Source organism: Embleya sp. NPDC056575, from assembly GCF_042793325.1.
Lineage (GTDB): Bacteria > Actinomycetota > Actinomycetes > Streptomycetales > Streptomycetaceae > Embleya.
The window spans coordinates 86,558-108,409 of the sequence record NZ_JBHTVA010000017.1 but is presented as its reverse complement, the minus strand read 5'-3'; the positions used below and the strand labels follow the sequence as shown (position 1 = coordinate 108,409).

Annotated in this window: 21 protein-coding genes and 1 pseudogene; 15 read left to right on the top strand and 7 right to left on the bottom strand. The window is 71.7% G+C overall.

The features are described 5' to 3' along the window. Position 1: 1 nt before the first annotated feature. The 5 genes from ACFRCG_RS16015 (at position 2) to ACFRCG_RS15995 (ending at position 5,703) form a co-directional block, all read left to right on the top strand. Positions 2–1,012, top strand: coding sequence for a polyprenyl synthetase family protein (locus ACFRCG_RS16015; RefSeq protein ID WP_380031885.1), 1,011 nt, complete (start codon positions 2–4; stop codon positions 1,010–1,012). A 227-nt stretch (positions 1,013–1,239) separates the two neighbouring features. Beyond that, entirely contained in the window at positions 1,240–2,343 is a 1,104-nt protein-coding gene (locus tag ACFRCG_RS16010; RefSeq protein WP_380031883.1) for an outer membrane lipoprotein carrier protein LolA, read from the top strand. Next, positions 2,340–3,293, top strand: a complete 954-nt coding sequence (locus tag ACFRCG_RS16005) for an ATP-binding cassette domain-containing protein (protein WP_380031881.1) — start codon at positions 2,340–2,342, stop codon at positions 3,291–3,293. The genes ACFRCG_RS16010 and ACFRCG_RS16005 overlap by 4 nt, the downstream gene beginning before the upstream one ends. After that, positions 3,280–4,209, top strand: a complete 930-nt coding sequence (locus ACFRCG_RS16000) for an ABC transporter permease (RefSeq protein WP_380031879.1) — start codon at positions 3,280–3,282, stop codon at positions 4,207–4,209. The genes ACFRCG_RS16005 and ACFRCG_RS16000 overlap by 14 nt, the downstream gene beginning before the upstream one ends. An 84-nt stretch (positions 4,210–4,293) precedes the next feature. Beyond that, positions 4,294–5,703, top strand: a complete 1,410-nt coding sequence (locus tag ACFRCG_RS15995; protein WP_380031877.1) for a S8 family serine peptidase — start codon at positions 4,294–4,296, stop codon at positions 5,701–5,703. Positions 5,704–5,724: 21 nt separating this feature from the next. On the opposite strand, the gene ACFRCG_RS15990 is transcribed toward ACFRCG_RS15995, so the two are convergent. Continuing rightward, on the bottom strand, positions 5,725–6,261 hold the full coding sequence (locus ACFRCG_RS15990) for a DUF6058 family natural product biosynthesis protein (RefSeq protein ID WP_380031875.1): 537 nt from the start codon (positions 6,259–6,261) through the stop codon (positions 5,725–5,727). 328 nt (positions 6,262–6,589) lie between these two features. Here ACFRCG_RS15990 and ACFRCG_RS15985 point away from each other — a divergent pair, with 328 nt between their 5' ends. Then, a complete protein-coding gene (locus ACFRCG_RS15985; protein ID WP_380031873.1) occupies positions 6,590–7,072 on the top strand; it encodes a GtrA family protein in 483 nt (160 codons plus the stop codon). Between the two features lie 109 nt (positions 7,073–7,181). Here ACFRCG_RS15985 and ACFRCG_RS15980 read toward each other — a convergent pair whose 3' ends face one another. Beyond that, complete coding sequence (locus ACFRCG_RS15980; RefSeq protein ID WP_380031871.1) at positions 7,182–7,523, bottom strand: VOC family protein; 342 nt, start codon at positions 7,521–7,523, stop codon at positions 7,182–7,184. A 152-nt stretch (positions 7,524–7,675) separates the two neighbouring features. Between ACFRCG_RS15980 and ACFRCG_RS15975 the strand changes: the two genes are divergently transcribed. Genes ACFRCG_RS15975 through zapE form a run of 3 tightly spaced genes read left to right on the top strand, consistent with a single transcriptional unit; the run spans position 7,676 to position 9,631 of the window. Continuing rightward, entirely contained in the window at positions 7,676–8,221 is a 546-nt protein-coding gene (locus ACFRCG_RS15975) for a Uma2 family endonuclease (RefSeq protein WP_380031869.1), read from the top strand. Positions 8,222–8,241: 20 nt separating this feature from the next. Continuing rightward, complete coding sequence (locus ACFRCG_RS15970; RefSeq protein ID WP_380031867.1) at positions 8,242–8,520, top strand: hypothetical protein; 279 nt, start codon at positions 8,242–8,244, stop codon at positions 8,518–8,520. 34 nt (positions 8,521–8,554) lie between these two features. Beyond that, positions 8,555–9,631, top strand: a complete 1,077-nt coding sequence (zapE, locus tag ACFRCG_RS15965) for a cell division protein ZapE (protein WP_380031865.1) — start codon at positions 8,555–8,557, stop codon at positions 9,629–9,631. Between the two features lie 401 nt (positions 9,632–10,032). On the opposite strand, the pseudogene ACFRCG_RS15960 reads toward zapE, so the two are convergent. From ACFRCG_RS15960 to ACFRCG_RS15940, 5 genes and pseudogenes are all read right to left on the bottom strand, one after another. Continuing rightward, a pseudogene (locus ACFRCG_RS15960) lies at positions 10,033–12,045 on the bottom strand (APC family permease); the annotation flags it as partial. Between the two features lie 125 nt (positions 12,046–12,170). Further along, positions 12,171–13,166, bottom strand: coding sequence for a 2-oxoacid:ferredoxin oxidoreductase subunit beta (locus tag ACFRCG_RS15955; protein WP_380005598.1), 996 nt, complete (start codon positions 13,164–13,166; stop codon positions 12,171–12,173). Positions 13,167–13,233: 67 nt separating this feature from the next. Continuing rightward, positions 13,234–15,096, bottom strand: a complete 1,863-nt coding sequence (locus ACFRCG_RS15950) for a 2-oxoacid:acceptor oxidoreductase subunit alpha (protein WP_380031863.1) — start codon at positions 15,094–15,096, stop codon at positions 13,234–13,236. Positions 15,097–15,439: 343 nt separating this feature from the next. Next, positions 15,440–16,084: a response regulator gene (locus tag ACFRCG_RS15945; RefSeq protein WP_380031861.1), complete on the bottom strand. Its 645-nt coding sequence runs from the start codon at positions 16,082–16,084 to the stop codon at positions 15,440–15,442. 149 nt (positions 16,085–16,233) lie between these two features. Next, positions 16,234–17,568, bottom strand: coding sequence for a sensor histidine kinase (locus ACFRCG_RS15940; RefSeq protein WP_380031992.1), 1,335 nt, complete (start codon positions 17,566–17,568; stop codon positions 16,234–16,236). Between the two features lie 269 nt (positions 17,569–17,837). Between ACFRCG_RS15940 and ACFRCG_RS15935 the strand changes: the two genes are divergently transcribed. Genes ACFRCG_RS15935 through ACFRCG_RS15910 form a run of 6 tightly spaced genes read left to right on the top strand, consistent with a single transcriptional unit; the run spans position 17,838 to position 21,852 of the window. Beyond that, entirely contained in the window at positions 17,838–18,209 is a 372-nt protein-coding gene (locus ACFRCG_RS15935) for an NADH-quinone oxidoreductase subunit A (RefSeq protein WP_078975789.1), read from the top strand. After that, positions 18,200–18,811, top strand: coding sequence for an NADH-quinone oxidoreductase subunit B (locus ACFRCG_RS15930; protein WP_380031859.1), 612 nt, complete (start codon positions 18,200–18,202; stop codon positions 18,809–18,811). Before ACFRCG_RS15935 ends, ACFRCG_RS15930 begins: the two co-directional genes overlap by 10 nt. After that, on the top strand, positions 18,808–19,791 hold the full coding sequence (locus tag ACFRCG_RS15925) for an NADH-quinone oxidoreductase subunit C (protein ID WP_380031857.1): 984 nt from the start codon (positions 18,808–18,810) through the stop codon (positions 19,789–19,791). Before ACFRCG_RS15930 ends, ACFRCG_RS15925 begins: the two co-directional genes overlap by 4 nt. Further along, entirely contained in the window at positions 19,788–20,744 is a 957-nt protein-coding gene (locus tag ACFRCG_RS15920) for an NADH-quinone oxidoreductase subunit H (RefSeq protein WP_380005527.1), read from the top strand. Before ACFRCG_RS15925 ends, ACFRCG_RS15920 begins: the two co-directional genes overlap by 4 nt. Continuing rightward, entirely contained in the window at positions 20,744–21,295 is a 552-nt protein-coding gene (locus ACFRCG_RS15915; RefSeq protein WP_380031855.1) for a NuoI/complex I 23 kDa subunit family protein, read from the top strand. Before ACFRCG_RS15920 ends, ACFRCG_RS15915 begins: the two co-directional genes overlap by 1 nt. Next, on the top strand, positions 21,292–21,852 hold the full coding sequence (locus ACFRCG_RS15910; protein WP_380031853.1) for an NADH-quinone oxidoreductase subunit J: 561 nt from the start codon (positions 21,292–21,294) through the stop codon (positions 21,850–21,852). The genes ACFRCG_RS15915 and ACFRCG_RS15910 overlap by 4 nt, the downstream gene beginning before the upstream one ends.

Sequence of the window (21,852 nt, the reverse complement as noted above, 5' to 3'; positions counted from 1 at the left end):
CATGGCGATCGTGGGGCCCTTCGGGCTGAGCGTCACGGACGAAACTCTCGACGCCGACATCAGGGCGGGGATGGCCGCCGTGGAGCAGGAGCTCCTGGCGGCCACCAAGAGCGAGTTCCCCTACCTGACGCAGACCTCGCGACACCTCGTCGAGGCGGGCGGCAAGCGGTTCCGGCCCCTGCTGGTGCTGCTCGCCGCCCAATTCGGCGACTGGCAGGCCCCGGGCGTGGTGCCGGCGGCGGTGGTGTGCGAACTGACGCACCTGGCCACGCTGTACCACGACGACGTGATGGACGAGGCCCCGCTGCGGCGCGGGGCGCCCAGCGCGAACTCCCGGTGGGACAACTCGGTGGCGATCCTGACCGGCGACTTCCTGTTCGCCCGGGCCTCGGAGATCGTCGCCGACCTGGGCAACGAGGCGGTGCGGATCCAGGCCCGCGCGTTCGCCCGACTGGTGACCGGCCAGATCCGCGAGACGGTCGGCCCGGCGACGGGCGACGACCCGGTCGAGCACTACCTGTCGGTGATGGCGGACAAGACCGGCTCGCTGATCGCCGCCTCGGGGCAGTTCGGCGCGATGTTCGCGGGCGCCGACGAGCACGTGGTGGACATCCTGACCCGCTACGGCGAGCGGTTCGGCGTAGCCTTCCAACTGGCCGACGACGTGCTCGACATCGCCAGCGAGGCGACCGAGTCGGGCAAGACCCCGGGCACCGATCTGCGCGAAGGGGTGCCGACGCTGCCGGTGTTGCACCTGCGTGCGGGGGTGGCCGGCCCGTCCCCGGCGGCCGACCGGCACCTGCTCGAACTGCTCGACGGTCCGATCACGGACGACGACGACCACGCGGAGGCACTGGCGCTGCTGCGCGGGCACCCGGCGCTCGCGAAGGCCCGTGAGGACACTCGGCGTTATGCCGAGGCGGCTCGGGAGGTCTTGGCGCCACTGCCGGATTGCAGCGCGAAGCGGGCCTTGTCGTCGCTGTGCGAGCTTGTCGTGGAGCGCAGCGCCTAGTTCGGTCTCTCCGCCTGTCATGTTCGGTGTACGGCTGCGGATTACTCCCCGACTGCTCCCCCGGGAGTAGTGCGGGTTCTCGTGGGTCAGCTTGAAGTCCCAGGCTTTCGGGCGCGGGGCGCCCCGAGGGTGACGTTTTCCGGTGACGTACGGGCGACGCCGGGTGGGTGACTTCGATGGTCCTCTTGATGTGTCGCACTGGACACTCGCATCAGGGGGCACCTGTCATGACCAGCACCACCCGCCGATCCGTGCCGTGGCGCTTCGCCGTGCCGGCCGCGATCGCGGCCGCCGCCGTCGGCGCGGTCACCATCGGACCGGCCGCGTTCGCCGACGACGGGCGACCGGGACTGCCCGACGTCACGGCCGAACAACTCGTCGCCAAGGTCGCCGCGGCGCGGGCCGACGCGCTGACCGGCACCGTGCGCATCGACACCGACCTGGGCCTGCCGGCCCTCCCGGGCAAGGGCGGCGGCGGCCCGCAGGCGCTGCTCTCGGGCACCAACAAGCTCCAGGTGGCCCTGGACGGCCCGGACCGGCAGCGGATCGGCATCATGGCCGATCTGTCCGAGTACAACGTCGTGCACAACGGCCGCGACGTGTGGACCTACGACAGCCGCGCGCACGCCGTGACGCACGCCACGATCGACGCGACGCGCCCCGACGTGGCGTCGTTGGTGCCGACCACCCCGCAGGACGCGGCCCGCCAACTGCTCGACCTGGTCGGCCCGAGCACCGACGTCCGAGTCGACGGCACCGCCCGGGTCGCCGGGCACGACGTGTACAAGCTGCGCTTCGCACCCAAGGCGCAGGGCAGCCTGATCGCCGCCGCGACGGTGTTCGTGGACGCGAAGACCGGGGTGCCGCTGCGGGTCACCGTGGACACCGTCAAGGGCGGCAAGCCGGCCGTCGACATCGGCTTCGAGGAGATCTCCTACGGCAAGCCGGCCGCCGGCACGTTCGACTTCAAGCCGCCGGCCGGCGCCCGGGTCACCGAGGCCCCGACGCACGAGGCGGCGCCCGGGAAGCCCACCGCACCGCCGGCGCCGAACGGTGAGCGGCCCGCCCCGGGTCTGCTGGGCGAGGGGTGGACCACCGTGGTCGAACTGCCCGCCGGGACCAAGGGCAAGGACGGCAAGGACGGCAAGGACGGCAAGGACGGCAAGGAGGGCAAGGACGTCACCGGGCTGCTCGGCAAGCTGGGCAAGCCGGTGCCGGGTGGGACGCTGATCAACACCCGGTTGCTGAACGTGTTGACCACCGACTCGGGCCGGGTCTTCGCCGGCGCGGTCGACGCGGACACGCTCCAGCGGATCGCGGCACAGCGATGACCGCGTCCACGGCGGTCGGAACCGCGGCGATCCGTACCGAGGGGCTGTCCAAGCGCTACGGCCGGGACCGGCTCGCCGTGGACGGCCTCGACCTGACCGTTCCCGCCGGCTCCGTCTTCGGGTTCCTCGGGCCCAACGGATCCGGCAAGACCACCACCATCCGGATGTTGCTCGGGCTGATCCGGCCCACCGGCGGCACCGTCACCCTGCTCGACGGCCCCATGCCGGCGGCCGTCGGGCAGGTCCTGCCCCGGGTCGGCGCACTGATCGAGGGCCCGGCCCACTACGGCTTCCTGACCGGTCGGCAGAACCTGGACCGGCTGGACGCCGCCGACCCCACGTCCGACCCCCGGACCCGCGACGCGCGGGTGGACGCGGCGTTGGCGAAGGTCGGCCTGACCGCAGTGGCCGGCCGCAAGGCGCGGGCGTACTCGCTCGGCATGAAGCAGCGGCTCGGCATCGCCTCCGCGCTGCTGCGCCCGCGCGACCTGCTGGTCCTGGACGAGCCGACCAACGGCCTGGACCCGCAGGGCATGCGCGAGATCCGCGCGCTGATCCGCGGGCTGGCCGCGGACGGCACCACGGTGTTCCTGTCCTCGCACCTGCTGGACGAGATCGAGCAGGTGTGCACGGACGTCGCGGTGATGAGCCACGGGCGGCTGATCACCCAGGGCACCGTCGAATCGTTGCGCGCCGGCACCCGGGCCCGCCTGCTCGTCACGACTCCCGACGCGGAGGCGGCGGTCGTGGTGCTGCGAAGGCTCGGCGCGACCGACGTGGTCACCACCGACGACGGGGTGGACGCCGACCCGCCCGCGCTGGAGCCGGACGAGATCTGCGCGGCGCTGGTGCGCGCCGACATCCGGGTCCGATCGTTCACCCTCGCGCGGCCGTCCCTGGAGGACGCGTTCGTGGCCCTGACCGGGGAAGGCTTCGATGTCACCGACTGACGCACTGCCCAAGACGGGTGTCCTGTCGCCCGCGTTCGGCCACTCGACGGCGGATACCGGGTCGTTCGGCGCCGAACGGCTGCCGCGGCTGCGCGGACTGATGCGCAGCGAACTGCGGTTGGTGTTCCTGCGGCCGCGGACGGCCGCGATGCTGGGCTTCCTGGCGCTGGTGCCGGTGCTGCTCGGGGTCGCGCTGCGCTACTTCCACGACGGGGGTTCCTCGCGCGGCGGCGGCGACGGCGGGACGATGGACTTCGTGAACCAGGTCACCGGCAACGGGCTGTTCCTGGTCTTCGCGTCGCTGGCCGCCGCGTTGCCGTTCTTCCTGCCGATGACCGTCGGCGTGGTCGCGGGCGACTCGATCGCGGGGGAGGCGCACGGCGGGACGCTGCGCTACCTGCTGGTCGCGCCGGCCGGGCGGACCAGGCTGCTGCTTGTGAAGTTCGCCGGCGTGCTGACGTTCTGTCTGGCCGCGACACTCACCATCGCGCTGTCCGCGCTGGCGGTCGGCGCGGCGCTGTTCCCGATGGGCGATGTGCCGCTGCTGACCGGGGATTCGATCTCGATGGTCGAGGCGTCGTGGCGGGCGGTGTTGATCGCGCTGTGCGTGGCCGCCTCGCTGGTCGGCCTGGCCGCGATCGGGCTGTTCGTGTCCACGCTGACCACGGTTCCGGTGGCGGCGATGGCGGCCACCGTCGGCGTGGTGATCGTGACCGCGATCCTGACCGGGATCCCGCAGCTGTCGGGTCTGCACCCGTGGTTGTTCACCGACGCGTGGATGAGCTTCGGGGACCTGCTGCGCGATCCGATCCCGACCGGCGAGATCCTGCGCAACCTCGGGATGCAGGCGGCGTACGCGGCGGTCTTCGGCGCGGCGGCGTGGGCTCGACTGAACGAGCGCGACATCACCACGTGAGACGGGGTGCCGCGCCGGCGGGTGGGCAACTCGTCCGGGTGAATGCCGGGTTGGTTCGGGCGGTACCTGTGCATGTGGGCCGTCATGAGGATGCGTGTGGCGATCGCGATGGTGTCGGCGGCCGGCGTCGTGCTGCTCGGGACGCTGCCCACGCGGGCGGTGTCGGCGGCGCCGAGGAGGTCGGTCGAGGCGCCCGCGCGGACCTACTCCTACCTGGTGCTCACCCGTGAGCCGGGGCCGGCCGGGACGGTGCTCGTGGAGTCGGCGGTGCGGCGGGCGGGCGGCACGGTGGTGGGGGCGTACGGGCGGATCGGGGTGGTCGTGGCGCACGGCGGGCCGGGCTTCGCGGCGGCGGTGCGGGGGCGGCCGGGCGTGGCGCGGGTGGGGGCCACCCGGACGGCGCCGATCGCGGCGCACGATGGGCCGGCCGCGCGTGGTGGCGGCGCGGTCGAGGATCCGGCGGAGGCCGCGCAGTGGAACCTGGCCATGGTGCACGCGTACGAGGCGCGGCGGATCACCGAGGGCAGCCCCGAGGTGGCGGTCGCGGTGGTCGACTCCGGGGTGGACGACCGGCATCCCGACCTGGCGCCGAACTTCGACGCGGAGTTGTCGGTGGACTGTTCGACGGGCCGGCCGATCCGGGAGGGTGCGGCGTGGCGGGCGCCGCGCTCCGACCACGGGACGCACGTGGCGGGCACGATCGCGGCGGCGCGCAACGGCACCGGCGTGGTCGGGGTGGCGCCGAGGGTGCGGATCGCGGCGGTGCGGGTCGGCGACGCGGACACGATGTTCCACGCCGAGGCGAGCGTATGCGGGTTCGTGTGGCTGGCCGAGCACGCCGCGCGGGGGCTGCGGATCGCCAACCACAGCTACTACAACGACCCGTGGTGGCTGATGTGTCCGGACGACGAGGACCAGGCGGTGGCGTACGAGGGCATCCGTCGGGCGGCGGCGTACGCGGCCGAGCGCGGCGTGTTGTCGATCGCCGCGGCGGGCAACGACGACTACGACCTCGCGCACAAGACGGTGGACCCGTACAGCCCGAACGACGCGGCGAGCCGGCCGGTCCCGCCGCGCCCGGTGACCGACGCGTGTCGGATGGCGCCCGCCGAACTCCCGGGTGTGGTCACGGTCGCGGCGGTCGGCGCGGACGGTCGACGGGCCGGCTACTCGAACACCGGCCTGGGCGTGGTGGATCTGGCCGGGCCCGGCGGGAACGGCTCGGCCGGCGGCGAGGGCGTGTTGTCCACCGCGCGCGACGGCGGGTGGGCCCGGAAGGACGGCACCTCGATGGCGGCGCCCGCGGTGAGCGGGGTGGCCGCGCTGATCGTGTCCGAGCACCCGGAGTGGGGCCCGGACACGATCGCGGCCCGGCTGGCCGCCACCGCGACTCGGCTGCCGTGTGCGGGGTCGTGTAACGCGTCGGGGGAGGTCGACTCGTTCCACGGACACGGACTGGTCGACGCGCTGCGGGCGGTACGGCCGGGGTCCTGAGGCGGCTCGCCGCGGCCCCGATCAGGGGGTGCGCGGGTGGCGGGCGCGGGGTGCGGTGATGTGGGTGTCGCGGGAGACCGGGCCACCGAAGCGGAGGCGGTCGTAGGCGGTGAAGTCCGGCTCCAGGGCGTCCAGGTCGTCGATCGACCGGTGGAGTGCGGCGCGCCAGGCCGGATCGTCCGGCGCGGGAGCGGCCAGGGCGGCGTCGATCGCGGCCACCAGTTCGCTCTTGCGCCGGATCGTGGTGGGGGAGACGGAGCGCAGGCAGACGTACTGCCCGCTGAGGTAGCCGGCCCACTCCTGCTCGCCCTCGACCGGATCGGCCCAGTGCCCGACGAACCAGGCCCGGAGCCGGTCCGGGCCGCCGGCCGCGTCGGCGAGCGCGAACAGGTCGGCCGGCACCATCTCGGCCCCGTCCGAGCGCAGGTAGGAGGGCAGCGGCAGGCACCGGTCCAGGACGAGTCGGCGCACCCGTTCCGGATCCCGCCCGGTCGCCGCGCACAACGCGGTCAGCTCGACGAACCGCCGGTTCACGTACGCGTCGTCGGCCGGCGTCATCGGGTGCTCCCCGTTGACCTCCCGAAACCGCGCGGCCACGTCCCGCGCACCCTTCGGAGCCACGTGAACCCGCGTGCCGCCACCCATCCCACGCCACCTCCGCTTACGACCGGCGACCCTCGGCCCACGAACCGGACCGGGCCCGCCGGCGAACGACCCGAGACCCGGCACACTAGCCGCGCCACGCTTCGGCGCCGGCCGAAACACCCCCGTGGTAGACCGGCATTCGAGCCCCGAAGCCGGCCGCCGGCACCGGCTGACAGCCGCCGACAGAGGCGGTCAGCGGATTGTGCGAGGGCTGCCGGCGGTGCGGCGGATGCTCTTCGACATGGACACCACGAGCAGCACCGCCGCCCCCACCCGGACCCCCGGAGTGATCGCCTCCTTCGTCCGCTTCGTCGTCTTCGGCGGCGGGGTCGGCCTCGCGAGCAGCGCGACGCTGGTCCTGCTCTGCGGCCACATGCCGTTCGCCGCCGCCAACGCGCTGGTGACGGTGGGCTCCACCCTGATCGCCACCGAGTTGCACAGCCGCTTCACCTTCGGGCAGGACAAGCCGGGAAAGAGCGACCACGTCAAGGCGGCGCTGACCGTGCTCGTCTGCTACCTGTTCACCACCGCCGCGATGCTGGTGCTGCACACGATCCGGCCGCACGCCGGGGTGCCGGTCGAGCAGGCGGTGTACCTGTCCGCCTCCGGCCTGGCGGGCATCGGCCGATTCGCCTTCATGCGCCTGGTGATCTTCGCGCGCAGGGGCGGCCCGAAGCCGGACGAGCGGGTACTGGCCCGCGAGGCCGTGGTGACCGCCGCCTGAGCGGATCCGATCCCGATCCGCGACGGATCGGCTCACCCGGAGCGGCGACCGTGTCCCGCCGCCTCCCGGTCCGAGCCGATCCGTCGCCTGTCACGTGCGCCGCCCCACCTCAGTCGACGAAGCAGAACTCGTTGCCCTCGGGATCGCGCATGACCCGGAACGACCCCTGCTCGTCGGTGACCGTCTCGCCCACGGGTGTGGCCCCGAGCGAGACCGCGAGCGCCACGGCCGCGTCGATGTCGGCCACCGCCAGGTCCAGATGCAGCCGGTTCTTCCCGGCCCTGTCCTCCGGCACCGGCTGGAACGCCATCCGCGCCGAGCCGGCCGGCTCGACATGCGACCAGCCCCGCTCCCGATCGACCGGTTCCCCACCGAGCAACCCGGCCCAGAACCGGACCAAAACCCGCGGCTCCCGGGCGTCCACGACGATCTGACGCAGCTGTACACGCATACCGCGACCCTAGACGAGAGCACATCTGCCCGAACGGGTGAATGGCCCGAGAAGGTCTACTGTGCCCCCGACCCCGAAACTAGGCTGAAGGAGTTGCCTCGGGGAGAGGAGGGCTGGGTGTGATGACCGTTGGATCGGTGTATCCCCATCATGTGGAAACCGATGAGGAACCGACACCGCTTCTGGCCGAGTTCTTCGCGCTGTCCGAGCGGCTGAAGAACGATCGTGTGGAGTTCATCGACGGGAATATCAACGTGGCGCCACCACCGGACGGAGACCACGAGACGATCGTGGATCAGCTCCGCGTGCAGATGTTGCGGTCCGCCATCCGGTTGAACGCGTCGGGCAACAAGGGCTTGGCCCTGCCGAGCGGCGACTTCGTCGTTCCCGACGCGACCTACGTGCGGCACGGTGGGTTGCGGCACGCGCCGTCGTGGATGCCACCGGACGATGTGCTGCTCGTGGTGGAGGTGACCTCCTCCGATCCGAGTCGAGATCGCACGAAGAAGTATCGGGCCTACGCGCTCGCGGGCATCCCGTTCTACCTGCTCGTCGATCGGCAGAACGGCAAGATGATCCTGTTTTCCGACCCCGAGCGCGATGCGTACACCGGGCGCAACGAGGTCGCCTTCGGTAAGGAGTTGGTGCTGCCGGCGCCGTTCTCGTTGACCATCGACACCGCCGATCTGATCGACTGAGCACCCGGGGGGGTGACGCCGTGACCGACGATCCCGAGCGCACCGACGATGGACTCAGCCCGCTTGCCCGTCGGGTGCTCGCGTGCATGTTGGCCGTGCCGGAGGGGATCAAGTTCACCGGCAAGGACGTGGCCGACGTGATGCCCGAGGGGCCGTATCGGGTGCAGAAGGCGCTGCGTGAGTTGGGCGCCGCCGGACACCGCACCGTGCGGCGGCTGAAGAGGCCCAACGGGCAGTTCTATGTCGAAGTCGAGTACCACGCCGTTCCGGTCCGGTCCGACGATTCGCCGGTGGACTGAGGCGACATCCGGTGCCGGCCCTAGGATCTCGATCATGCGAACAACGGTCGAGACGATCCGGAGCCGTTTCGACGAGGCCGCCCGGGCGCGCGGATACATCCTCGATCCGGCGCAGCGGCAGGCCGCCGACCGCCTGGCCGAACTCGGCCTCGCGCTGGGCCGGGGCCGGGCGCACGGGCTGTTCCATCGCCGGACGCCGCCGGGGTTGTACCTGTGGGGGCCGGTCGGGCGGGGCAAGACCTGGCTGCTCGACACCTTCTTCGCCGCCGTCGCCGGCCCCGCCGACCGGCGGACCCGGGTGCACTTCCACGCCTTCTTCCGGCAGTTGCACGAGGCGGTCCGGCGGCACCGGGACAACCACGGCCACGAGCACAGCGCGGTGGACGCGGCGGTGTCCGAACTCGTGGGCGATGTCGACCTGGTCTGCTTCGACGAGTTCCACGTGCACGACCCGGGCGACGCGATGCTGGTCACCCGGTTGCTGCGGGAACTGCACACGCGGGGGGTGGTCCTGGTCTGCACCTCCAACTACCCGCCGTCCGGACTGCTGCCCAACCCGCTCTACCACCACCTGTTCGAGCCGACGATCCGGGAGATCGAGACCCGGATGAGCGTGGTCACCGTCGCCGGCCCGCAGGACTATCGGGCGCTGCCCCGGGCCGAGTCCGGCGCCGGCGCGTTCGCGCGGGGCGCGGTGTTGTGGCCGGGCGATCCCGGGCAACTGCGCGCACAGGGCCTGGTGCCGCCCACGCCGGCGGAGGCGGCGACGCTGACCGTGAACAACCGCGCGCTGCTGGTCGAGGCGGCGCGGCCGGACGAGTTGTGGGCCGGGTTCGGGGCGCTGTGCGAGGGGCGGACCTCGCCGCTCGACTACCTCGTGCTGGCCGAGACGTACCCCACGTGGGTGATCCGCGACCTGCCGCCGCTGAAGACCGCGAGTGCCGAGGCCCGGCAACGTTTCGTGAACCTGATCGACGTGTGCTGCGACGCCGACGTCCGGCTCTTCCTGGGCAGCGACCGCCCGCTGTCGGAACTGCTCGCCGGCGACGACCTGCCGACCGACATCGTGCGCACCGCGAGCCGGCTGGGCCTGCTGCGCCGGGTCGGCTGACCCGGTCGGCCGCGACGCCCGGAGCGGCCCGTGTCCCCCGGCTACTCCTCCTCGTCCTCCGGCAGCAGTTCGTACGTCGGATCGGACATCGCCAGATGGCCCTCCGCCTCGCCGACCACCCCGCGCACGCGCAGTCGGCGGCCCGGTTCCACGCCCGCGAGTCGGCGCCGGCCGTGGAAGAGCAGCCGGATGCCGCCCGTGTCGTCGTACAGCTGGACCTCCAGGGCCGGTCGCGCGGTCTCCGGCGAGGGCGACACCGCCCGGATCCGGCCGACCACGTCCGCGTGTTGTCGCCACTTCAGCGCGGCCACCGAGACCGTCGCGACCGGTCCGCCGGCCGGCTCCGGCTCCGCGTCCACGATCGGCAGCAACCGGGGAACACACTTCGCGGCGGCTTCGCGATCCGGCTCCGGCCGATGGGCCATCGCCGCGCCGACGTCGAACGGCACGATGGTGGCGACCGCGTGCGGTACCCGGGTCAGCGCGGACGCGATCGACTCGGTGGTCCGCCCGTGCAGCAGCCGACCGATCAGCGGCGGATACGTGCGACGGGGCAGCAGCAGCATGATTCCCGAAGCGCCGTCCGCCACCTCCCGCGCGGCCAGTTCGACGACCGCGCGGGCCAGCCGCCGGTCCGGGCACTCGATCAACTCCAGTGGGATGTCGGCCGCGCGACTGGCGTCCCAGCGGGTGCTCAGCTTGCGGGCATGCCGGTTGTCCAGCACGAAGTGCGCCGCGTGCAGGTCGTCGGCGCGCAACGAGCGGGCGTAGCGCAGCGCCTGGAGCACCGCGACGTCGAGCGAATCGACCAGTACCACCACCACCGACCGGTCGCGGAGTCCGAAGTCGGCGGTGGCCGGCGCCGCCTCCAGGGCCGCCGCCTCCTCGCGATAGCGCCGGTTGACCCCGATCAACGCCCACACGCCGAGCGGGAAGAGCACGACCACCAGCCACGCGCCCTCGGTGAACTTGGTGATCGCGAAGATCAGTACGACCGTGCCGGACACCACGGCCGCGAGCGCGTTCACCACACATCCGACCCGCCACTGGCCGGTGCGATGCGTCCAGTGGTGTTTGGTCAGCCCCGCGCCCGCCATCATGAACCCCGTGAACACGCCGATCGCGTACAGCGCGACCAGCGAGTCCACGCTCGCCCGGGTGGCCAGGAGCAGGGCCACGGCCGGCACCGCGAGCAGGATGATGCCGTTGGAGAAGGCCAACCGGTGTCCGCGCTTGCGCAACATCTTCGGCAGGAAGGCGTCCTCGGCGACGAAGTCGGCCAGGAACGGGAAGCCGTTGAACGGCGTGTTCGCACCGGTGTACAGGATCAGCGCGGTGGCGAGCTGTACGAAGACCAGCCCGGCCCGGCCGAGCACCCCGCCGCCGAGCACCAGGTGCGCCTCCTGCGCGATCACCGTGGGATCGCCGTCCACGTAGGGGATCGCGTGCGTGGCGTGCGCGAGCAGCGAGACGCCGAGCACGAGCGTGGCCAGCACCAGCGACATCGCCACCAGCGTCTTGCGCGCGTTGCGGCCCTGCGGTTCGCGGAAGGTGGAGACGCTGTTGGACAGCGCCTCCAGGCCGGTCAGCGAGGACCCGCCGTTGGCGAACGCCCGGAGCACCACGAACAGCGAGGCGCCGTAGAGCAGCCCGTTGCCCGAGGTGCCCAGCGGGACCGCGCCCGCGGCGTGTACGTCGGCCTGGGGCAGCGACCCTTGCGTCGTCCAGCGGATCAGCGCCACCGCGAAGACGATCGCCAGCGCGCCGATGAACAGGTACGCGGGCAGCGCGAACGCCCGCCCGGCCTCCCGGACTCCGCGCAGGTTGCCGTAGAACAGCACGCCGACCACCGCGACGCACACCTCCGGCTTCCACCGGCTGATGTCGGTGCCCCACATCAGGTGCAGCAGCGAGGCGATCGCGTCGGTGCCGGCCGCGGTCTGCACCGCGACGGTGACCACGTAGTCGATCAGCAGCGCGACCGAGGCGACCTGTGCGACACGCGGCCCGAAGTTGTCCCGGGCCACGATGTAGGACCCGCCGGCCTTCGTGTACAGGCTCACCACGTCCCAGTAGGACAGGGTGAGCAGGAGCAGCACCGCGAGGATCGCGTAGGTGACCGGCAGCAGCAGGGTGAAGGCGGCGACGCCGACATAGGGCACCAGGGCGCGCAACATCTGCTCGGTGCCGTACGCGGACGAGGAGATGCAGTCCGAGGCCAGCACGCCCAGCGCGGTCGGGTTGGACAATCTCTCGGCGCGCAGCCGCGAACTCACCAGGGGCGGGCCGAGCAGTCGTTTCTTGAGCCGATACCCGATCGTCTCGGGGATGTGGACGTCCACGCTGAGCGGGGCGGGCGGGCCGCCGACCGCCGGCACCCCGGCCCGGCCGCCCGGTCCCGGGGGCGACTGCATACCCGCACGGTTGCCCCGGCCCCGGGCCGTGCATGCGGGTGCTCGCCCGAACAGGGGGCTCGACCCGAACCCGAGCGGGCCCGGCACACGCTCGTGCCGGGCCCGCTCGGGTCTCGCGTCGTTCGCTAGGCGATCGTCCAGGTGTCGTTGCCGCGGATCAGCGAGGCCAGGTCGCCCGGGCCCTGCTTCGTCGCCGCCTCGGCCATCTGGGCCGACATCAGCCGGTCGTAGACCGGACGCGCGATGTCGCGGAACACCCCGATCGGGGTGTGCGTGTTGCTCGTCAGATCGCCGAGCCGGGTCAGCGCGAAGGCCAGCTCCGGATTGTCCGCGTGCGCGTCGTGCACGAGAACCGCGTCCTCGCCGACCTTGGCCACCTCGGCCACGTCCAGCGCACCGTGCGCGCCGCGGATGACGCCGTACTGGCCCTGCGCGCCGAACCGGATCGGCTGCCCGTGTTCGAGCCGGATGGTCACGTCGTCGCGCTGCGCGGGGTCCTTGAGCTGCTCGAACGCGCCGTCGTTGAAGATGTTGCAGTTCTGGTAGATCTCCACGAGGGCCGTGCCCTCGTGGGCCGCCGCCGCGCGCAGCACCGAGGTCAGGTGTTTGCGGTCGGAGTCGATCGACCGGGCCACGAACGACGCCTCGGCGCCGATGGCCACCGACAGCGGATTGAACGGGTGGTCGAGCGAGCCCATGGGGGTGGACTTGGTGATCTTGCCGGTCTCCGAGGTGGGCGAGTACTGACCCTTGGTCAGACCGTAGATCCGGTTGTTGAACAGCAGGATCTTCAGGTTGACGTTGCGGCGCAGCGCGTGGATCAGGTGGTTGCCACCGATGGACAGCGCGTCGCCGTCACCGGTGACCACCCACACCGACAGGTCCTCGCGCGAGGTGGCCAGACCCGTCGCGATGGCCGGCGCGCGCCCGTGGATCGAGTGCATGCCGTAGGTGTTGAGGTAGTACGGGAAACGGCTGGAGCAGCCGATGCCCGAGATCCACACCACGTTCTCCTTGCGGAGCCCGAGTTCGGGCAGGAAGCCCTGCACGGCGGCCAGGATGGCGTAGTCGCCGCAGCCCGGGCACCAGCGCACCTCCTGGTCCGACTTGAAGTCCTTCATGGACTGCTTGGCATCGGCCTTCGGGATCAGCGCCAGCGAGGGGAAACCGCCGGCGCCGTTCGCGGACTCAGACACTCTCGATCACTTCCCGGATCACGTGGGCCAGTTCCTCGGACTTGAACGGCAGCCCGCGAACCTGGTTGTACGACATGGCGTCCACGAGGAACCTGCCGCGCAGGAGCAGGGCGAGCTGACCCAGGTTCATTTCCGGGACGATCACCTTGTCGTACGACCGCAGCACCTCGGCCGTGTTGGCCGGGAACGGGTTGAGGTGGCGCAGGTGGGCCTGCGCGACCTTGCCGCCCGCGGCCCGCACCCGGCGCACCGCCGCGGCGATCGGGCCGTAGGTTGAGCCCCAGCCGATCACCAGGACCTCGGCGTCGCCGGTCGCGTCGTCGACCCACAGCGGGTCGATGTCCTTCGCGATGCCGTCCACCTTGGCCTGGCGGGTGCGCACCATCAGGTCGTGGTTGGCCGGGTCGTAGGAGATCGACCCGATGCCGTCGGCCTTCTCGATGCCGCCGATGCGGTGTTCCAGACCCGGGGTGCCGGGCACCGCCCACGGGCGGGCCAGCGTCTCGGGGTCGCGCTTGTACGGCCAGAACTCCTTGGTTCCGTCCGCGTTCTCCTGGTTCGGCTCGGTGGCGAACGCGACCCGCAGGTCCGGCAGTTCCGACGTCTCGGGCAGGCGCCACGGCTCGGAGCCGTTGGCCAGGTAGCCGTCGGAGAGCAGGAAGACCGGGGTGCGGTACTTCAGCGCGATCCGGGCCGCCTCGACGGCGGCGGCGAAGCAGTCGGACGGGGTCTGCGGGGCCACGATCGGCACCGGCGCCTCGCCGTTGCGGCCGAACATGGCCTGGAGCAGGTCGGACTGCTCGGTCTTGGTGGGCAGCCCGGTGGAGGGCCCGCCGCGCTGTACGTCGACGATCAGCAGCGGCAGCTCCAGCGAGACCGCGAGGCCGATCGTCTCGGACTTGAGCGCGACGCCGGGACCGGAGGTGGTGGTCACCCCGAGCGCGCCGCCGAACGACGCGCCGAGCGCGGCGCCGATGCCCGCGATCTCGTCCTCGGCCTGGAAGGTGCGCACGCCGAAGTTCTTGTGCTTGGCCAGCTCGTGCAGGATGTCCGAGGCCGGGGTGATCGGGTACGAACCCAGGTAGACCGGCAGCTCGGCCAGTTGTCCGGCGGCCACCAGGCCGTAGGACAGCGCGAGGTTGCCGGTGATGTTGCGATACGTGCCCGAGGGCAGCTTCGCCGGTGCCACCTCGTAGGAGACCGCGAAGTCGTCCGTGGTCTCGCCGAAGTTCCAACCCGCCTTGAACGCCGCCACGTTCGCCTCGGCGATCACCGGCAGCTTGGCGAACTTGCGCCGCAGGAAGTCGATGGTCGCCTCGGTCGGGCGGTGGTACAGCCAGGACAGCAGCCCGAGCGCGAACATGTTCTTCGCCCGCTCGGCGTCCTTCTTGGAGATCTCGAACTCGGCGAGCGCGCCGACCGTCAGCGTGGTCAGCGGGATCGCGTGCACGTTGTAGGCGTCGAGCGACCCGTCCTCCAGCGGACTGGTCGGGTAGCCGACCTTGGCCATCGCGCGCTTGGAGAACTCGTCGGTGTTGACGATGATCTCGGCCCCGCGCGGCAGGTCGCGGATGTTGGCCTTGAGCGCGGCCGGGTTCATCGCGACCAGGACGGTCGGCGCGTCGCCCGGGGTCAGGATGTCGTGGTCGGCGAAGTGGAGTTGGAAGCTCGACACGCCCGGCAGGGTGCCCGCGGGCGCCCGGATCTCGGCGGGGAAGTTGGGAAGGGTCGACAGATCGTTTCCGAACGTCGCCGTCTCGGACGTGAAACGGTCGCCCGTCAGCTGCATTCCGTCACCGGAATCGCCGGCGAACCGGATCACTACCCGGTCGAGCTGCTTGACCTGCTTGGTCACGGGGAAGGACCTCCTCGGCGCTGCGGCGGTTGGTCCGCGCACCGCGCGGATGTCGCAGTTTTCATCGTACGGCGGCACGGAGGGACACCGTGGTGCCCCCCGCGAACGGGCGGGGATCCGCCCTGGCGCGCGACGTGAGCGGCGTCACGCCCCGGACATGGCCCGCAAACGGTACAAATCCGGCTGAATCCGAGCAAACCACAGCTGGATCCAGGTGAAGCGCTGCGGTTTTCCGAGCAAAACGCTGGGGTTTCCGAGCAGAACAAAGGCTCGTCCCCGGCTGGGACGGCGCCTGCGATCGACCGGATGATTGCATGGGTCCAGTAATTCGATCCCTACGATGTCAGGATCCGAGATAGGCGAGTACCGCGAGCACGCGTCTGTGATCGGTGTCACTGGGCGCCAGGCCGAGCTTGCCGAAGATGTTGCTGACGTGCTTCTCCACCGCTCCGTCCGACACCACCAAAGCCTGCGCCACGGCCGCGTTGGTACGCCCCTCGGCCATCAGACCGAGTACTTCGCGCTCGCGCGGTGTGAGCTTTTCCACCACATCCCGTTTGCGCGAGCGGCCGAGCAGTTGCGAGACCACCTCGGGGTCGAGGGCGGTACCGCCGCCGGCCACCCGCTCCACCGCGGCGACGAACTCGCCGACGTCGGCGACCCGGTCCTTGAGCAGATAGCCGACGCCGCTGGTGTTGCCCGCGAGCAGTTCCGTCGCGTACTGCTCCTCGACGTACTGTGACAGGACAAGCACCCCGACCTCGGGCAGCGTCGCGCGCATCTCGACCGCCGCGCGGATGCCCTCGTCGGTGTGCGTCGGCGGCATGCGCACATCCACCACGCAGACATCCGGACGCAGCTCGGTCGCGACCGCGACCAGTTGTTCGGCGTCGCCGACCGCTCCCACGATCTCGTGGCCACGAGCGGTCAACAATCGGGACAAACCATCCCGAAGTAGTACGGAATCCTCAGCGATGACGACGCGCACTGCGTTCACATCCCCCAAATCCGGTAGGCCGCACCCGGACGGCGGGTGCGGCCTACAGTCTTCCGGATTCGAACGGATGCGGCGTACCCCGGCGGAAACCGCGCCCGGCGGTCCCGATCGGGAGGGCGGGGGTCACCTCCGACAAAACCTCACAGCGGCAACCACACGGTGACCCGGGTCGGCCCGCCCTCGGGGCTGTCCACGTGCAGCGTGCCGTCCACACCGCGTACCCGCTCGGTGAGGCCGGCCAGACCGGAACCCTTGCCGGTGGCGGCGCCACCCGCGCCGTCGTCGGCGACGATCAGGTACATCCGGCCGTCCTCGTGGCCCACCGTCACCCACGCGTGCGTGGCGCGGGCGTGCTTGGAGACGTTGGTCAGCAACTCCGACGCGCAGAAGTAGGCGACCGACTCGATCGGCGCGGGCGGGCGCTCCGGCAGATCCACCTCGACCCGGACCGGAACGGTGCAGCGGGCCGCGATCGAGGACAGCGCCGCGTCCAGACCGCGGTCGGTGAGCACCGCAGGGTGGATGCCCCGGGCGAGGTCGCGCAGTTCCTGGAGGGCGAGCTTGACCTCGTCGTGCGCGGAGGACACCATCCGCGCGGTCTCGGTGTCCTGACTCGCGTTCAGGTTCTCCTTCGCCATGCCCAGGTCCATCGCCAGCGCCACGAGCCGTGCCTGGGCGCCGTCGTGCAGGTCGCGCTCGATCCGCCGCAGGTCCGAGGCGGCGGTGTCGACCGCCGCGCCGCGCGAGACGGTCAGGTCGCGCACCTGCTCGGACAGGAACGCCGGGCCGAGCAGCCCGCGCACCATCACCCGGTCCACGTTGGCCATCCCGCGCACCAGCCACGGGGTGGCGAAGAACAGCACCACCCCGGCCACCACGGTCAGCGACACCGGGCCCGGTCCGGCGAGGTAGTGGTCCACGCCCGGCTCGTTCGGCCCGTCGCCGGAGATCATCGCGCCCGGCATGTCGGCCCGGCGGTACAGCGGCTGGGTGAGCGGATAGGTGATCGCGCTCAGCGAGGTCGCCCACAACACGGTGGTGGCCACGAAGGTGAAGACGCCCCAGGGCAGTTGCAGGAACAGGTAGAGACAGGCCCGCCACCCCGTTCGGTCGGTCAATCCTCCCTTGATCCAGCCCGTCCACCCCGGCGGGCGCCGCACCGGCGCCGGGGCGCGGACGTGCTCGTCGAGCAGCGCGCTCGCCCGGGCCCGCTCCATCCGCCCGAACGCGCGAGCGCCGAGCAGGGTCAGCGCGAGCAGCGGCAACCCGAGCAGGAACAGCGGGGTCAGCCCGATGCCGAGCGCGATGAACACCACCGCGTAGGTGAAGCCGACGATGCCGACGGGCAGATTCAGCACCAGGTGGATGGTGTCGGTCCACGTGCGCACGGTGAACGGCGCGCGCAGGATGCCCGGCCGGGTTCGAGCCGGGGCATCACCTGTGGACCCGTCGTAGGCAGTCACGGGTGAGGGCATGGACATGGAGTTGCCTCGCTGGGAGAGAAGCCGATCCGTTGGGTCAACTCTGCCTGGAGGCCCGGACGGGTCCCATGGCGCGGGTCGGTGTCTTGGGGGTGGGGTTGTCCCTACCACCTGGGGCCGGGGCGGATGTCACCGGTCCGGCGGGGTCCACCGGACCGGACACCGGGGACAGGTCCGGCGCAACCCCCCTAGACTCCCGTGCCACAAAGATACGCAACGTCCACGCAACGTCGAGGCAATGTCGATCGGGAGGCAGGCGCCGGGTGGAGGGCTACTACGGAACGTACGCGCTCGTGGGTCTGGTGCTGCTGGTCGCGTCCGCCTTCGTCGCGGTGGCGTTCGTCGGCGGGCGACTGCTGCGACCGAGCGTACCCACACACGAGAAGCTGACCACGTACGAGTGCGGTGTCGACCCCGTGGGGGTGGGCTGGGCGCAGGTGCACATCCGCTACTACCTCTACGCCTATCTCTACGTCATCTTCGCGGTCGACGCGATCTACCTGTTCCCCTGGGCGACGGTCTTCGACGCGCCCGGCTTCGGCGCCACGACCCTGGTGGAGATGTTCGTGTTCGTCGGCTTCCTGGCCACCGGACTGCTGTACGCGTGGCGGAAGGGCGTGCTCGCATGGACGTGACACCCGCTCCCGCGGATCGACCGCCGGTCGATCTGCCGACACCCCGGCTCGGGGTGCTCTCCCGGCTGGCGCCCGACCCGGTGCGGTTGGTGCTCAACTGGGGGCGGCGCTACTCGCTCTGGGTGTTCAACTTCGGCCTGGCCTGCTGCGCGATCGAGTTCATCGCGTCGTCGATGGCCAGGCACGACTTCATCCGCCTCGGCGTGATCCCGTTCGCGCCCGGACCGCGCCAGGCCGACCTGATGGTCGTGTCGGGCACGGTCAGCGACAAGATGGCGCCCGCGATCAAGCGGCTGTACGAGCAGATGCCCGAGCCCAAGTACGTCATCTCGTTCGGGTCGTGCGCCAACTGCGGCGGGCCGTATTGGGATTCGTACTGCGTCACCAAGGGCGTGGACCAGATCGTGCCGGTCGACGTGTACGTGCCGGGCTGCCCGCCGCGGCCGGAGGCGCTGCTCCAGGGCATCCTCAAGCTCCAGGAGCGGATCGCGGTGGAGAACCCGGCCGCGCGGTACGGGCGTAAGCTGCCCGCCGCCGCGCTGAGTCGGCCGCCGGTCGCGCCGCCCACGCCGCCCACGCCGCCGGCCGGGGGTGCCGGATGACCCCCGAGGAGATCCGCGCCGGGGTGGGCGAGGAGTTGGTGCTCGCCGTGTCGGACGCCTACGGGCTCGTCACGCTCGACGTCGCGCCCGAGCACTGGGTCGACGCGCTGACCGCGGCGCGCGATCGGCTCGGTTGCACGTTCTTCGACTGGCTCACCGGGGTGGACGAACTCGCGGACGGGTTCGGTGTGGTGGCGCACGTGTGCGCGATCCCGCGCGGGCCCCGGCTGCTGCTGCGTACCCGGGTGCCGCGCGAGGGCGCGGTGCTGGCGAGCGCGACCGGGGTGTACGCGGGGGCCCGGTGGCACGAGCGGGAGACGCACGAGATGTTCGGGATCGACTTCACCGGGCACCCCGGCCTGGATCCGCTGTTGTTGCCGGACGGGTTCGAGGGGCATCCGCTGCGCAAGGAGTTCGTCCTGGCCGCTCGGGTGGCCAAGCCCTGGCCGGGGGCCAAGGAGCCGGGCGAGTCCGACCACGGCGGCGGGCCCGGGCGCTCGCCGGGCCGGCGGCGCACGCTGCCGCCGGGTGTGCCGGACCCGGCTACGTGGGGTCCGCACAAGGAGGAGGCGGCGGCCGAGGCCGCGGCCGCCGCCGAGGAGCGCCCACGCCGCGCCCGCAGCGCGTCGGCGGGGTCGGCGAGCCAGGCCGGGACGGGGACGACGGAGGGCGCGGGCGCGCCGCCGCGCCGGACCCGCAGTGCCTCGGCGGGGTCGGCGAGCCAGGCGGCGGAGGGCGCGCCCCCGGCGCGGCGCACCCGCAGCGCGTCCCAGGGGTCGGCGAGCCAGACGCCGCCGGCCACGCGGCCGCCCGCCGCCGAGCCGACCGAGCCGACCAAGCCCGCCGAGCCGACCAAGCCCGCCGAGCCGACCAAGCCCGCCGAGCCGACCAAGCCCACCAAGCCGACCAAGCCCACCAAGCCGACCAAGCCCACCAAGCCGACCGAGTCGACCGAGCCCGCCGAAGGGGACACCCCGTGAGTCTCCTCGACGTGTGCCTCCGGCTCGTTCTCGTGCTCGGGGCCTTCCTCGTGCTGCCCCTGGTGATCGGTCAGACCGAGCACAAGGTGATGGCGCACATGCAGGCCCGGGTCGGCCCGATCTACGCCGGCGCCTTCCACGGCTGGGCACAACTGGTCGCCGACGGCGTCAAGTTCGCCCAGAAGGAGGACATCGTCCCGGCCGGCGCCGACCGCCGGGTCTTCAAACTCGCGCCGGCCGTCGCGCTGATCCCCTACTTCGTGGTGCTGATCGCCATCCCGATCGGCCCGAACGGGTTCGTCGGCCGCACCATCGACGCCGGCATCGTGTTCGTGCTCGCGGTGATGGGCGTCGGCGTGCTCGGCTCGCTGATGGGTGGCTGGGCCTCGGCCAACAAGTACTCGCTGCTCGGCGGCATCCGCGCGGCGGCCCAGCTGATGGCGTACGAGCTGCCCATGCTGCTCGCCGCCGCCTCGGTCGCGATGGCCGCCGGCACCGTGTCGCTGCCCGGGATCGTCGAGGGCTTCGAGTGGTGGTGGTTGCCCTGGCAGGCGATCGGCGGCGTGGTGTTCTTCACCGCCGGCCTCGCCGAGATCCAGCGCCCGCCGTTCGACATGCCGGTCGCCGACTCGGAGATCATCTTCGGCGCCTACACCGAGTACACCGGCCTGCGCTTCGCGTTCTTCCTGCTCTCCGAGTACGCCGGGATCCTGGTCGTCTGCGCGCTGACCACCGTGCTCTTCCTCGGCGGCTGGCACGGGCCGTGGTCGGACTCGGTCGGCTGGTTGTGGACCCTGCTCAAGATCGGCGTGCTCGCGTTCGTGGTGATCTGGCTGCGGGTCAGCTACCCGCGACTGCGCGAGGACCAGCTGCAGAAACTGGCCTGGACGACGCTCGTCCCGCTCGCGCTCGGCCAACTCGTCCTGACCGGGGTGGTAAAGGTGGCGACCTGATGAAGGGCCTGGCCAAGGGCCTCGCGGTGACCCTCAAGACGCTCACCCGGCGCAGCACGACCCAGTCCTATCCGGAGGTGCTCCCCGAACTGCCGCCCCGCTCGCGCGGGGTGATCGCGCTGTTCGAGGAGAACTGCACGGTCTGCATGTTGTGCGCGCGCGAATGCCCGGACTGGTGCATCTACATCGACTCGCACAAGGAGGTCGTGCCCGCCCGCGAACCCGGCGCGCGCGACCGCACCCGCAACGTGCTCGACCGCTTCGCGATCGACTTCGCGCTGTGCATGTACTGCGGGATCTGCGTCGAGGTGTGCCCGTTCGACGCGCTGTTCTGGTCGCCCGAGTTCGAGTACGCGACGGGCGACATCCACGAACTCACGCACGAGAAGGACCGGCTGCGCGAGTGGATGTGGACGGTCCCGCCGCCGCCCGCCCTCGACGAGCGCGCCGAGGACCCCAAGGAGCTGACCCAGGCCCGCAAGGCCGTGGAGAAGGCGGAGAAGGCCGCGGCGGCCCGCGCCGCCGCGTCGGACGCGGAGGAGACACCGTGAATCTCGCCGCCACCGAGCACGGGTTCCTCTCGCCCACCGGCGCGGAGATCGCGTTCGTGCTGATCGGCCTGGTGGTGCTCGGCTCCGCGCTGCTCGTGGTGACCACCCGTCAGGTCGTGCACGCCGCGCTGTGGCTGGTGGTCACCCTCGGCGGTCTGGCCGCCGAGTACCTGCTGCTCACCGCCGAGTTCATCGCCTGGGTTCAGGTGCTGATCTACGTCGGCGCGGTCGTGGTGCTGCTGCTGTTCGGGCTGATGCTCACCAAGGCGCCGATCGGCTACTCGGAACCGGTGGACCGCACCGCCCGGATCCCGGCCGCCGCGGTCGCGCTCGGCGCCGCCGCGACCCTGGTCGCCGTGATCGTGGACGCGTTCCGGACCGCCTACCTCCACCTGGGCGACGACACCGTGGGCACCACGAAGGTCACCGGGGAGAGCCTGTTCAAGGTGTGGGTACTGCCGTTCGAGGTGTTGTCCGTGCTGCTCCTGGCCGCGTTGATCGGCGCCGTCGTGCTCTCCCGCTCCCGGGCCCGCGCGCGCTCGGATCGGAAGGACTGA

Bases quoted from the DNA above. Each gene is read 5' to 3' on its own strand.
- ACFRCG_RS16000 (WP_380031879.1), top strand. From the start codon at position 3,280: ATGTCACCGACTGACGCACTGCCCAAGACGGGTGTCCTGTCGCCCGCG.
- ACFRCG_RS16010 (WP_380031883.1), top strand. From the start codon at position 1,240: ATGACCAGCACCACCCGCCGATCCGTGCCGTGGCGCTTCGCCGTGCCG.
- zapE (WP_380031865.1), top strand. From the start codon at position 8,555: ATGCGAACAACGGTCGAGACGATCCGGAGCCGTTTCGACGAGGCCGCC.
- ACFRCG_RS15940 (WP_380031992.1), bottom strand. From the start codon at position 17,568: ATGCCCTCACCCGTGACTGCCTACGACGGGTCCACAGGTGATGCCCCG.
- ACFRCG_RS15955 (WP_380005598.1), bottom strand. From the start codon at position 13,166: ATGAAGGACTTCAAGTCGGACCAGGAGGTGCGCTGGTGCCCGGGCTGC.
- ACFRCG_RS15985 (WP_380031873.1), top strand. From the start codon at position 6,590: ATGGACACCACGAGCAGCACCGCCGCCCCCACCCGGACCCCCGGAGTG.
- ACFRCG_RS15990 (WP_380031875.1), bottom strand. From the start codon at position 6,261: ATGACGCCGGCCGACGACGCGTACGTGAACCGGCGGTTCGTCGAGCTG.
- ACFRCG_RS16015 (WP_380031885.1), top strand. From the start codon at position 2: ATGGCGATCGTGGGGCCCTTCGGGCTGAGCGTCACGGACGAAACTCTC.
- ACFRCG_RS16005 (WP_380031881.1), top strand. From the start codon at position 2,340: ATGACCGCGTCCACGGCGGTCGGAACCGCGGCGATCCGTACCGAGGGG.
- ACFRCG_RS15925 (WP_380031857.1), top strand. From the start codon at position 18,808: ATGACCCCCGAGGAGATCCGCGCCGGGGTGGGCGAGGAGTTGGTGCTC.
- ACFRCG_RS15980 (WP_380031871.1), bottom strand. From the start codon at position 7,523: ATGCGTGTACAGCTGCGTCAGATCGTCGTGGACGCCCGGGAGCCGCGG.
- ACFRCG_RS15915 (WP_380031855.1), top strand. From the start codon at position 20,744: ATGAAGGGCCTGGCCAAGGGCCTCGCGGTGACCCTCAAGACGCTCACC.
- ACFRCG_RS15995 (WP_380031877.1), top strand. From the start codon at position 4,294: ATGAGGATGCGTGTGGCGATCGCGATGGTGTCGGCGGCCGGCGTCGTG.
- ACFRCG_RS15930 (WP_380031859.1), top strand. From the start codon at position 18,200: ATGGACGTGACACCCGCTCCCGCGGATCGACCGCCGGTCGATCTGCCG.